Origin of the sequence: Phenylobacterium aquaticum (assembly GCF_947378715.1) — a bacterium.
GTDB classification, from domain to species: domain Bacteria; phylum Pseudomonadota; class Alphaproteobacteria; order Caulobacterales; family Caulobacteraceae; genus Phenylobacterium; species Phenylobacterium aquaticum_A.
This window is the reverse complement of record NZ_CANCLE010000033.1, coordinates 17,124-28,683: the sequence shown is the minus strand read 5'-3', so window position 1 is coordinate 28,683 and position 11,560 is coordinate 17,124. Positions and strand designations below refer to the sequence as shown.

Annotated in this window: 9 protein-coding genes; 1 reads left to right on the top strand and 8 read right to left on the bottom strand. The window is 68.8% G+C overall.

Translation table 11 applies throughout. The features are described 5' to 3' along the window. Positions 1-244: 244 nt before the first annotated feature. The 3 genes from Q7P21_RS06685 to Q7P21_RS06675 all read right to left on the bottom strand — a co-directional run bounded on the left by Q7P21_RS06685 (position 245) and on the right by Q7P21_RS06675 (position 3,039). On the bottom strand, positions 245-1,027 hold the full coding sequence (locus Q7P21_RS06685; protein ID WP_304170675.1) for a 3-hydroxybutyrate dehydrogenase: 783 nt from the start codon (positions 1,025-1,027) through the stop codon (positions 245-247). Positions 1,028-1,029: 2 nt separating this feature from the next. After that, positions 1,030-2,184, bottom strand: coding sequence for a patatin-like phospholipase family protein (locus tag Q7P21_RS06680; RefSeq protein ID WP_304170677.1), 1,155 nt, complete (start codon positions 2,182-2,184; stop codon positions 1,030-1,032). A 111-nt stretch (positions 2,185-2,295) separates the two neighbouring features. Further along, on the bottom strand, positions 2,296-3,039 hold the full coding sequence (locus tag Q7P21_RS06675) for an SDR family NAD(P)-dependent oxidoreductase (protein ID WP_304170679.1): 744 nt from the start codon (positions 3,037-3,039) through the stop codon (positions 2,296-2,298). Between the two features lie 157 nt (positions 3,040-3,196). Between Q7P21_RS06675 and Q7P21_RS06670 the strand changes: the two genes are divergently transcribed. After that, positions 3,197-5,251 (top strand): CocE/NonD family hydrolase, encoded by a 2,055-nt coding sequence (locus Q7P21_RS06670; RefSeq protein ID WP_304176321.1) that lies wholly within the window; start codon positions 3,197-3,199, stop codon positions 5,249-5,251. Between the two features lie 84 nt (positions 5,252-5,335). Here Q7P21_RS06670 and Q7P21_RS06665 read toward each other — a convergent pair whose 3' ends face one another. The 5 genes from Q7P21_RS06665 to Q7P21_RS06645 all read right to left on the bottom strand — a co-directional run bounded on the left by Q7P21_RS06665 (position 5,336) and on the right by Q7P21_RS06645 (position 11,394). Continuing rightward, positions 5,336-6,316, bottom strand: a complete 981-nt coding sequence (locus Q7P21_RS06665; RefSeq protein ID WP_304176319.1) for a peptidyl-alpha-hydroxyglycine alpha-amidating lyase family protein — start codon at positions 6,314-6,316, stop codon at positions 5,336-5,338. A 94-nt stretch (positions 6,317-6,410) separates the two neighbouring features. Further along, complete coding sequence (locus Q7P21_RS06660) at positions 6,411-8,000, bottom strand: ABC transporter ATP-binding protein (RefSeq protein ID WP_304176317.1); 1,590 nt, start codon at positions 7,998-8,000, stop codon at positions 6,411-6,413. Continuing rightward, on the bottom strand, positions 7,993-8,838 hold the full coding sequence (locus Q7P21_RS06655; RefSeq protein WP_304169391.1) for an ABC transporter permease: 846 nt from the start codon (positions 8,836-8,838) through the stop codon (positions 7,993-7,995). The genes Q7P21_RS06660 and Q7P21_RS06655 overlap by 8 nt, the downstream gene beginning before the upstream one ends. Next, positions 8,835-9,791, bottom strand: coding sequence for an ABC transporter permease (locus Q7P21_RS06650; RefSeq protein ID WP_304176315.1), 957 nt, complete (start codon positions 9,789-9,791; stop codon positions 8,835-8,837). The genes Q7P21_RS06655 and Q7P21_RS06650 overlap by 4 nt, the downstream gene beginning before the upstream one ends. Then, positions 9,784-11,394, bottom strand: coding sequence for an ABC transporter substrate-binding protein (locus Q7P21_RS06645; RefSeq protein ID WP_304169396.1), 1,611 nt, complete (start codon positions 11,392-11,394; stop codon positions 9,784-9,786). Before Q7P21_RS06645 ends, Q7P21_RS06650 begins: the two co-directional genes overlap by 8 nt. Positions 11,395-11,560: the final 166 nt, after the last annotated feature.

Here is an 11,560-nt window from a genome sequence, read left to right as displayed (position 1 = left end):
TGGCCGGGAGGCGGGCTTCAGACCCGTTTCTTGGTTTGAGTTGACCGTCCCCCAGTCACACAAACCGTTAACTGAACGGCTCTGACCCAAACCTGTGGTGGCTGTTCATCTGGCCGACAGAATTCGAACAAACTTCTACTTTTGACGCCGAAGTACAAAACAAGACGCCGGCCGCCCAATGCTGAGGGCGGCCGGCGTCATGGACTTGCGAGGGTTCGGGAGCGGGGCGGCGTCGCCCCGCCGCCTACTGCATGTACCAGCCGTGGCTCACCACCACCGACTGGCCGGTCAGCGCATTGGTCGGGAAGCCGGCCAGGAACACTGCGGTGCGGGCCACGTCGTCGACCGTGGTGAACTCGCCGTCGACTGTGTCCTTCAGCATCACCTTCTTGACCACGTCCTCTTCGCTGATCCCGAGTTCCTTGGCCTGTTCCGGAATCTGCTTCTCCACCAGGGGAGTGCGAACGAAGCCCGGGCAGATGACATTGGAGCGCACGCCATATTTGGCGCCCTCCTTGGCCACGACCTTGGCCAGACCCTCGAGCCCATGCTTGGCGGTGACGTAGGGGGCCTTCAGGACCGAGGCCTCCTTGGAGTGGACCGAGCCCATATAGATCACGCTGCCGCCGCGGCCCTGGGCGTACATGTGCTTCAGACAGGCCTTGGTGGTCAGGAAGGCGCCGTCCAGGTGGATGGCCAGCAGCTTCTTCCAGTCGGCGAACTTGAACGCCTCGATCGGGCCCACGATCTGGATGCCCGCGTTGGAGACCAGCACGTCGATGCCGCCGAACTTGGCGGCGATGGCCTCGATCCCGGCGTCCACCTGGTCCTCGTCGGTGACGTCCATGGCCACGCCGAAGGCGCGCGCCCCGCTGGGGTCGAAGGCGAGCGCCGTGGCGTTGGCGGCGTCGATGTTGAGGTCGGCGATCGCCACCTTGGCGCCCTCGTCGAGGAAGGCCTTGGCGATTTCCTTGCCGATGCCGCTGGCGGCGCCGGTCACGACGCAGACCTTGTCTTTGAGGCTCATGGTCAGTCCTTCCTGGTCGGGTGGGCGGTAGGGGTCACGAAGTCATAGACCCGCACGGCGTGCGAGCCCTTGGGCGGGGTCAGGACCTCGGGGTGGGCGAGCGTGGCCCTGGCGTCGCGATGGCCGGCCTGCCAGTGCTCCTCCATGGTCCGGCGCGAGAACTCATAGTCCTTCGACTGGCCCTCATAGGTCGCGGACCGATAGATCAGCTGGACGATATTATAGACCGCCGGGTCGGAGGCCTCGGCCAGCACCCGCGCCTGGGGCGTCGCCTTCAGGTCGTCGGGCATCTGGGCCAGCAGCTCATTGAAGGTGGCCCGCAGCTTTTGCAGCTTGCGGAAGTCGTCGGTGGCCGCGCGGGTGCGGCTGGAGAACTGCACCTCCTTCATCCGCACCGCCACCTCCGACAGATCGCGCGGCAGGTCGCCCCGCGCGCTCCACAGATCGACCTGGAAGACCAGGGTGTCGAGGTCGGACCGGGCCGACAGCACCCAGTCGAGCGGGGTGTTGGAAACAAGCCCGCCGTCCCAATAGTGCTCGCCGTCGATCTCCACGGCGTCGAAGGCCGGCGGCAGGGCGCCGCTGGCCATCACGTGCCGCGGGTCGATCACGCAGCTCTCATTGTCGAAATAGGCGAAGTTGCCGGACCGCACGTTCACCGCGCCCACGCTGAAGCGCATGGTCTTGGCGTTGATACGGTCGAAGTCGACCAGCCGCTCCAGGGTGCTGCGCAGCGGCGTGGTGTCATACCAGCTGGTGGCTCCGGTCGCGCCCGGCGGCTGCAGATAGGGAGGCGGCGAGCGCGGCGTGAAGAAGCCCGGCACGCCGCGCACCATGATCGCGCCTGAGGCCAGCTGGTTGGCCCAGCTCCGCGCCGCGTCGCCGCTGACCAGGCCGGCCCAATAGCTCGACCAGCCGCCATCCCCGGCGTCGCTGACCATCTCCCAGAATGCGCGCAGCTTCTCGACCCGCTGTTCGCGGGGATTGCCGGCGATGACGGCGCTGTTGATCGCCCCGATCGAGATGCCGGCGACCCAGGTCGGCTCGACGCCCGCCTCCAGCAGCGCCTCATAGACCCCGGCCTGATAGGCGCCCAGCGCCCCGCCGCCCTGCAGCAGCAGAGCGACACTCTCAAAGGCGCTGGAAAGCGTCGGCATCCTGGGTCCTTCGACCGGCTGAGACGGGGACAGGATAGAGCGCTATCCGCCCCGGTCGAGCCCATTGTGCGATGCAGCATCGATGAGGCGGGATCAAGGCGTTGCGCCGGTCTAGCGCGCGATCTTGAACGGTCCCGCCGCCTGGCAGGTCGGCATCAGCTCCATGGTGTTGACGTTCATGTGGGCCGGCAGGTTGGCGCTCCAGAACACGGCCTCGGCGATGTCCTCGGCGGTCAGGGGCTGGACCCCGTCATAGACCGCCGCCGCCTTGGCGACGTCCCCATGGAACCGCACCTGGGAGAACTCCGTGCCGCCGCACAGGCCCGGCTCGATGTCGGTCACCCGCACGCCGCGGCCGACCAGGTCGGCCCGCAGGTTCAGCGAGAACTGGCGAACAAAGGCCTTGGTCGCCCCATACACATTGCCGCCCGGATAGGGGTAGCTGGCCGCCACCGAGCCCATGTTGATCACATGGCCCCGGCCCCGCGCCACCATGCCCGGCAACAGGGCGTGAGTGACATAGGTCAGGCCCTTCACATTGGTGTCGATCATGGTCTCCCAGTCGTCCAGCGAGGCGCTGTCGGCGGGCGCCAGGCCGAGCGCCAGGCCGGCGTTGTTGACCAGCACTTCGACGTCCTCGAACCCGGCCGGCAACTTGGCGAGGGTCTGCGCCACCGCCGCCCGGTCACTCACGTCCAGGGCCAGCGGAGCGAGGTTCGGACCCAGCTCGGCGGCCAGGGCCGCCAGCCGATCCTGACGGCGTCCGGCCGCGATCACCTTGGCGCCGGCGCCCACGAAGCGTCGCGCGATCGCCGCGCCAAATCCGGCGGTCGCGCCGGTCACAAGAACAATCATCTCTGCTCCGCAGGTTGGGGGAGGGGCTAGGGTTCCGATTAGCTGGACGGGCGGGCCGCGTCGACGGTCATCCATCCGGCATCCCGCCATGCGTTTTTTAGATGCGCGCTTCGCCGCCGCATGGCCTCAGATAGGAAACCCCGCGCAAGAGGTCCCGATGAAGCCGTCCCGCCGCGTCCTGCTCGCCGCCGCCGCCGCACCAGCCTTCGCAGGCCTGGCCGCCCCGGCGACCGCCGCCGGCTGGAGCCTGCCGCCCGAGGGAGGCGTCACCGAGACCGAACATGTCTGGATCCCCATGCCCGACGGCGTTCGCCTCTCGGCCCGGCTGTTCGTCCCCGACACCGCCTCCGCCCAGCCGGTCCCGGCGGTGCTGGAATACATCCCCTATCGCAAGCGCGACGGCTATCGTGGCCACGACAGCGCCTGGGGCCATCAGCTGGCCAGTCGCGGCTTCGCCTATGTCCGTGTCGATGTCAGAGGGTCCGGAGATTCCGAGGGCGTCCAGGTCGACGAATATGATGTCCCCGAACTCGATGACGGCGTGGCGATCATCGACTGGATTTCCCGCCAGCCCTGGTGTTCCGGCGGGGTCGGCATGCGCGGCATCTCCTGGGGCGGGATCAACACCCTGCAGGTGGCCTCCCGGCGGCCCAAGGCGCTGAAGGCGATCATGGCGCTGGGGACCACCGACACCCGCTACGGCAATGACGCCCACTATGTCGGCGGCGCGCTCGGCCACACCAACCTGCAGTGGGGCATTGGCTTCAAGGGGGTCATGGCCGGTCCGCCCGACCCCGCCGTGGTCGGCCCGGCCTGGGAGACGATGTGGCGCCAGCGCCTGGCCGCGACGCCCCCGATCATGGAGACCTGGCTGCGTCACCAGACCAACGACGCCTATTGGAAGCGGGGCTCGCTGGACCAGGACTGGGGCGCGATCCAGGTCCCGACCTATGTGGTGTCCGGTTGGCAGGACAGCTACTCCAACCCGGTCGGTCGCATCCTGACCCATCTCAAGGTCCCGAAGAAGGGGCTGATCGGGCCCTGGGGCCACACCTATCCCTGGACCGCCGCGCCCATGAGCCTCGACTGGGCGGTCGAGGAGGTCCGCTGGTGGACCCAGTGGCTGAAGGGTGTCGACACGGGGATCATGGCCGAGCCCATGCTGCGCGCCTTCATGCCCTACGCCACCTGGGCCGAGAGCCGGCCGCAAGAGATCCCCGGCCGCTGGGTGGCCGAACCGACCTGGCCTTCGCCCGCCATCGCCCTGCGCGTCTTCCACCTCGCCCCGGGCGGCCTCGCCGCCAAGCCCGGCCCTGCCCACACCGCGACCTATGTCGGCGACAGGGTCGTGGGCCTGACCAAGCCGGAGTGGATCGACCGCCCACCCATCGACCAGGCCCTGGACGACGCCCGGTCCCTGACCTTCGACAGCGCTCCGCTGACGGACGATCTGGAGATTCTCGGTTATCCGACGTTCAAGGTCCGCATCGGCGCCGACGTCCCGGTCGCCAAGCTCGCCGTCCGGCTTACCGAGGTGACCGCCGACGGCCGGTCCTGGCTGGTGACCTATGGCCTGAAGAACCTCACCCACCGCCAGTCGGATTCCGACCCCGCCCCGCTCGAGCCCGGAAAGCTTTACGACGTTGAATTCCCGCTGTTCATGACCGGCTACCGGTTCCGAAAGGGCAGCCGCATCCGGGTGGCGATCTCCGAGAACCTCTGGCCGCTGGCCTGGCCCTCACCCCGGATCGCGACCCTCAGCCTGGCCCTGGAGCATTCCCGCCTCAGCCTGCCGGTCCGTCCTCAGGAGTCTGCGCCCGCCCCGTTCCCGATTCCCATTCGGCACGCCGCCGCCGACACCGCCAGCCCGGCGCCGGCGGTCACCACCGCCCCGGTCTCGCCTGGCCACTATCGGATCGAGCTCAACACCCCGCCCGCACCCTTCACCTGGCCCGACATCAAGACCACCACCGCCCGCGGCCACTGGGAAACCGTCGAACTGACCGAGGGCCAGCCCAATAGCGGCTTCTGGCGCCAGCAGGCGACCAGCGCCTGGACCCGCGACGCCTGGGACTGCGAGGTCACCGCCACGATCGAGCTCAAATCCACCGAGACCGAATTCCTGCTGACGGAAAGCCTCACCGCCCGCCAGGCCGGCCAGGTGATCTTCGAACGCAGCGAAGATACGCGGATCACCAGGAACTTGGTCTAGCGTGGGCGCTGCTCCCCCGCTGGGGGAGCTGCCGCGCAGCGGCTGAGCGGGCCGACCCGAAGGGGCGGGCAGGGGTGATGGCGGTCACCGGGCCGTGAACTTCTGGACCCGCTGGCCGTCGATATCGACCACATAGATATCGCCCCGGGCGTCGGCGGCGATGTCGTGGGCGCCCCAGAACTGGCCGTCATAAAGCCCAAACCGCCCGAAGCGCTCCAGGACGTGGCCCTTCAGATCGACGATGGCCACCCCGGAGCGGTCGGGACCGTCATCGGGTTGCTCGCCGCCATCGGCGATCGCCATCCGGTCGCCCGGAAGCATGGCGAGCCCATAGGGCCGGCCGATCGCGCGGTCCTTCCACTGGGCCAGGAAGCGGCCTGTAGCATCGAAGACCTGGACCCGGTCGTTCTCGCGATCGGCGACATAGACCCGCCCCTGGCGGTCGACCGCCAGGCCATGGGGCACGTTGAACTGGCCGGGACCGGCGCCTGGCGATCCCCACTGGAACTGGAACACCCCCTTGGCGTCGAACTTCATGATCCGGGTGTTGAGATAGCCGTCGCTCACATAGAAGCTTCCGTCGGCCAGGACGGCGACGTCGGTCGGCCGGTTGAAATGTGCAGCGTCGTGACCGGCGACGCCACGTTCGCCGAGGGTGAGCAGCAGGGCGCCCTTGGGGTCGAACTTCATCACTTGATTGAGCGCGACGTCGGTGACCCAGACATTGCCGGCCTGGTCGATGGTGAGTCCATGCGGTAGGGCGAACAGGCCGGCGCCCCATTCCCGGACCAGACGGCCAGACTTGGCGTCGAAGACGGCCAGGGTCGGCGCATCGATCGGATCAAGTTTGAGCGGCTCACGCCAGGTCCGCTTGGCGCGGTGGAAGACCACGACCTCGCCCATCGGATCCACCGCCACCCCGGCGGCCTGGCCCAGCACCCGCCCTTCGGGCATGTCGGGCCAGCCATGGACGACGGTGTGCCGGGTGCGCGGAGCGGCCTCTCCGACCGTCGCCAGGAGCATCGCGGCCATGAGGGAGGCCAGGGCGACACGGGCCAGATGCATTGCGGTCTCCAAACGGTTCGGGTCCGAGAGCCAGGAAAGCGCCAGCGGCCCGACGGCTTCCCTTAGCCTGGATGAGCGGACCCGCCGACGGCTTTCACCCCACCACCGTCGCTGTCCCAAGCTCCCGCCCGGGCGCGGCGGCGAGCAGGGCCTGGGTGTAGGGATGGGCCGGCCGGGTCAGGACCTCGGCCGCCGGGCCGGTCTCGACCACCACGCCGTGCTGCATCACCGCGATCCGATGGCCCATCTGGGCCGCCACCCGCAGGTCGTGAGTGATGAACAGGATCGCCAGGCCCAGCCGGTCCTGCAGGTCGCGCAGCAGGTCGAGGATCTGGGCCTGGACCGAGACGTCCAGGGCCGAGACGCTCTCGTCGGCGATCAGCAGATCGGGATTGGCGGCCAGGGCCCGGGCGATGCCGATCCTCTGGCGCTGGCCGCCGGAAAAAGCCGCCGGCCGGCGATGGAAGGCGGCCTTTGACAGGCCCACCAACTCCAGCAACTCCTCCGCCCTGGCCCGCGCTTCGGCAGGTTTGGCCCCGGCCAGAACCCCGGCCCGGACGATCATGTCGCCCACTCGCCGGCGTGGGTTGAGCGAGCCGAACGGGTCCTGAAACACCATCTGCACCGCGCATCGAGCCTCACGCAACGCATCGCCCTTCAGGGCCAACATGTCGACGCCGGCCACCCTGGCCTCGCCGGCGCTCGCGGCGATCACCCGCACCAGGATGCGGGCCAGGGTGCTCTTGCCGGAGCCGCTCTCGCCGACGACGGCAAGGGTCTCGCCCCGACGGATTTCCAAGTCGACCCCGCCCAGGGCCTGGCGGGCGCCGTAGATCTTGGTCAGGCCCCGGGCCACCAGGGCGTGCTCGCCCACCACCGGCCGATGCGGCGGCGGGGTCATGCTGGGCGCGGCGGCCATCAGCTCGCGAGTGTAGGGATGGGTGGGGGCCGTCAGCACCTGGCGCGCTTCGCCGGCCTCGACCAGTTGGCCCCGCCGCATGACCAGCACCCGGTCGGCGATCTCGGCCACCACGCCCACGTCATGGGTGATGAACAGGATTCCGTGGCCATGGGTCTCGCGCAGGTCGCGGATCAGCTTCAGGATCTGGGCCTGGGTGGTGACGTCCAGCGCCGTGGTCGGTTCGTCGGCGATCAACAGGTCCGGCTCCATGGCCAGCGCCATGGCGATCACCACCCTCTGGCATTGGCCGCCCGACAGCTGGCTGGGATAGGAGCGGGCGATCCGCTCCGGGTCCGACAGATGCATGTCGGCCAGCAGGCCCAGGGCGCGGATCGAGCGCTCCTGGGCCGACAGCTTCGTGTGCAGGGCGAAGACTTCCTCGATCTGGCGGCCCACCCGGACCACCGGATTGAGCGCCGCCATCGGCTCCTGCGGGATCATCGCCACCCGGTTGCCGCGGATCTGGCGCAGCTCCGGTTCCGACAGCGCCGTCAGGTCGATCTCACCCAGCCGGATGCGGCCGGCGGTGCGGGCCAGGTCGCCGGGGATGGCCCCCATCACCGCCCCCGCCAGCATCGACTTGCCCGAGCCGCTCTCGCCGACCACGCAGACGATCTCGCCGCGATGCACGGTCAGGGACACGTCCTCGACAGCATGGGCGCGGTCCCCCCCGGCCGGCAGGGCGATGGACAGGTGCTCGACCCGCAGGATCGGCTCAGCCACGGCGACCCTCCGCGTTCAGACCATCAGCCAGCAACGACAGTCCCACCACCAGGGAGGAGATGGCCAGGCAGGGGAAGATCACTAGATGCGGGAAGGCGAGCGCCATGGCCCGGCCCTCGGCGACCATGCCGCCCCAGTCGGGGGTCGGCGGCGGCAGGCCCAGGCCGAGGAATCCCAAGGCCCCGATGGTGATGGCGCTGTAGCCGATGCGCAGGCAGAAATCGACCAGCAGGGGCGGGGCGGCGTTGGGCAGGATGTCCTGGATCAGGATGCGGTGGGCCCGCTCGCCCTGGGCCTGGGAGGCGGCGACATAGTCGCGCCCAGCGATGTCGAGCGCTATAGCGCGGACGATGCGGAAGATCGCCGGGGCGCTGCCGAAGGTCACCGCTAGCACCACATTGGCGTAGGAGGCGCCCAGGGCCACGATCACCACGATGTAGAGCACCAGCACCGGGAACGAGAGCACCACGCTGGCCAGGAATGACAGGATGGCGTCGGTCGCGCCCCGGAAATAGCCAGCCGCCAGCCCCGCGCTGACCCCCACCAGATAGGCCGTCGAGGTCGCCAGGACCGACAGCCCCACCACCGGTCGCGCGCCATAGATGACGCGGGAGAGGATGTCGCGGCCCAGGAGGTCCGTGCCCAGCCAGAAGATCCCGCCGCCGGGCGCGTGGGTTCCCGGCGAGGCCAGCGGCGTCAGGCTGGTCAGGGGATCGAAGGGCGCGAGCCAGGGCGCCAAGGCCGCCACCAGCAGCCAACCGGCCACCAGGAACAGGCCGATCATCGCCGAGGGCTTCAGGACCATCAGGCGCCGGGCAGGGGTCATGGCCGGGGTCATGAATGACGGCCCCCACCGGGCGACAGCCGGGGGTCCAGCCGCACATAGATCAGGTCGGCGATGGTCTGGCTGACCACCACCGTCAGCACACTGACCATGGCGCAGGCCTCGACCAGATAGACGTCGGCGTTGAGCGAGGCCTGATAGAGCAGGGTGCCAAAGCCGCGATAGGCGAAGAACACCTCGACCACGATCACCCCGGACAGGATCCAGGGGATCTGCAGCATGATCACCGTCACCGGGGTGATCAGGGCGTTGCGCAGCGCATGAGCCAGTATGATCCGCGCCGGGCTCGCCCCCTTCAGTCGCGCCATGCGGATATAGGGCTGGGCCATCACCTCGGCCATCGAGGCCCGGGTCATGCGGGCGATATAGCCGGTCGAGGCCAGCGCCAGCACGCTGACCGGCAGGATCAGCTCCCGAAGCGACAGCCCCGCCGCCATGGTGCTCACCCCGGGCAGCCATCCCAGGCCGATCACGAACACCGCCGACAGGAACACCGCCGTGGCGAATTCCGGGATCGAGGTGGTGATGATCGACACCAATGAGATCGATCGATCCAGCGCCGAGCCCTCCTTGGCGCCCGCCGCGACCCCCAGGATCAGCGACATGGGGATCATCACCAGCAAGCCGCCGCCGGCCAGGATCGCCGAGGCGCCCAGCCGGGGCAGGATCAGCTTCAGGATGTCCTCGTGATAATAGGTCGAGGTCCCCCAATGGCCGCGCACGAAGTCGAGGAGCCAGCGCAGATAGCGGATCGCGAACGGGTCGAGATAGCCGTTCTCCGACAGCCAGGCCTGGCGCTGGTCGGGCGTCGAGAACTGGCCCAACACCTTCACCGCCACGCCCTCGACGTTGAACTCCAGCGTCAGGAAAACCAGGAACGACACCACCAGCATGGTGAGCGCCAGGCCGCCCAAGCGGCGCGCCAGATCGGCCAGGGTCTCACGCATCGGCCAGCCAGACCTTGTCCATGCGGAAATAGTCGGACGGATGGGCGCGGTAGTTGCGCACCCTGGGCGAGACGGCGGTGAACTTCTCCGCCCAATAGGGCTGCACCATCACCGCCTGGTCCTGCAGGATCTGCTCAAGGCCCGCCATGGCCTTGGACCGGACGACCGGATCGATCAGACCCATGGCGACATCCAGGCCCGCATCGAACTGCGGATCATTGAAATGGCTCTCGTTCCAGGAACTGGTCGAGCGATAGGCCAGGTCCAGCGCCATCACTCCCAGCGGCCGGTGCGACCAGTAGGTCAGGCCGAACGGGGTCTTGTCCCAGACCGACCAGAATTCCGAGGCCGGCAGCACGTTCAGCTTCAGGCGAATGCCGGCCTCGGCCAGGTTCTGCTGCAGCACCTGGGCGGTGTCCTGTTCGAACCGGCCCTGGGTGTTGCCGAGCGTCAGCTTCAGCTCGATGCCGTTGGCGTGGCCGGCCTCCGCCAGCAGATGGCGGGCCTGGGTCACGTCGCGCTTGAAGGCGGGGAGGGCGGCGTAGTCGGGCTGGAACGGGGCGACATGGTGGTTCTCGCCGACCACCCCATAGCCGCGATAGGCCAGCCGCAGCATCTGGGCGTTGTCGGCCGCCAGCTGCACGGCGCGCCGCACCCGCAGATCGTCGAAGGGCTTCTGGTCATGCTGCATGCGCATGACCACCGTCTGGGCCGCCTGCTGGCGGATCAGCCGGGCCTGGGGCAGGCGGCGAACCAGGTCCAGTTCGGCGACGCTGACCCGGTAGAGGATGTCCACCTGGCCAGCGGCCAGGGCCGCGACGTGGGTCGAGATGTCGGTCCCCAGGTCGATATAGTCGATCTGCCTCAGGGTTGGAGGCGGCCCCCAATAGCCCTCGCGCCGGCGGAAGCTGGCCTGCCGCCCGACCTGGAAATCGGTCAGGGTGAAGGGGCCGGTGCCCACCGGGGTCTTCGGCCAGTCGGCGCCCATGCGCTCGAAATCCCGGTGCAGCATCGGGCAGGTGAAGGCGTAGAGCTGTTCGGGCAGGGAACAGACCGGCCGGTTGAGATGCAGGCGGAAGGTGAGGGGACCAGTCACCTCGATCCCGGTCAGGGCCGCGAAGGCCGTGCGGTTCACCGACTTGGATTTGGGCGCGATCCAGCGGTTGATGTTGAAGGCCACGTCCTCGGTCGTGAAGGCGTCGCCATTGGACCAGCGCACCCCGGGGCGCAGCTCGAAGTCCCAGGTCTTCAGGTCCTCCGACGGCCGCCAGCTCTGGGCCAGGAACGGTCGGCAGATGTTGTCGGCGTCGACCTCGACCAGAAACTCCAGGCAGTTGCGGAACAGGTTCGAGGCTTCGATCCAGGTGGTCAGCGCCGGGTCGGTCATCTGCTGCACGGCGCAGACGAAACGCACCGTGTCCTGGCTCACCGGCGCATGGACCGGTGCGCAGGCCGAGAGCCCCGCCGCGGCGGCCGCCGAAGCGCCCGACACCCCCAGCCAGCTTGCCGCCCGCAGGAAATCGCGCCGCCCGATCTCGCCGCGCCGGAACTGGCCCAGCAGTTCACGCGCCGCCGGATGGGGCGAGCCGCCGTCGCCGTTCACGAGGCCATCTGACCCACCCAAGCTGCGCCGCCCCCCATCGTCATTCGATCGTCGCGATCGAACGCGGACACCCTCGGGTCGCGCGGAGCACGCCTTCCAATGCCTTTTTCAGATACGCCCATCGATATTCAGAACGCGGCCCGTCCGAAGGGCCCTGGCGCAAGGA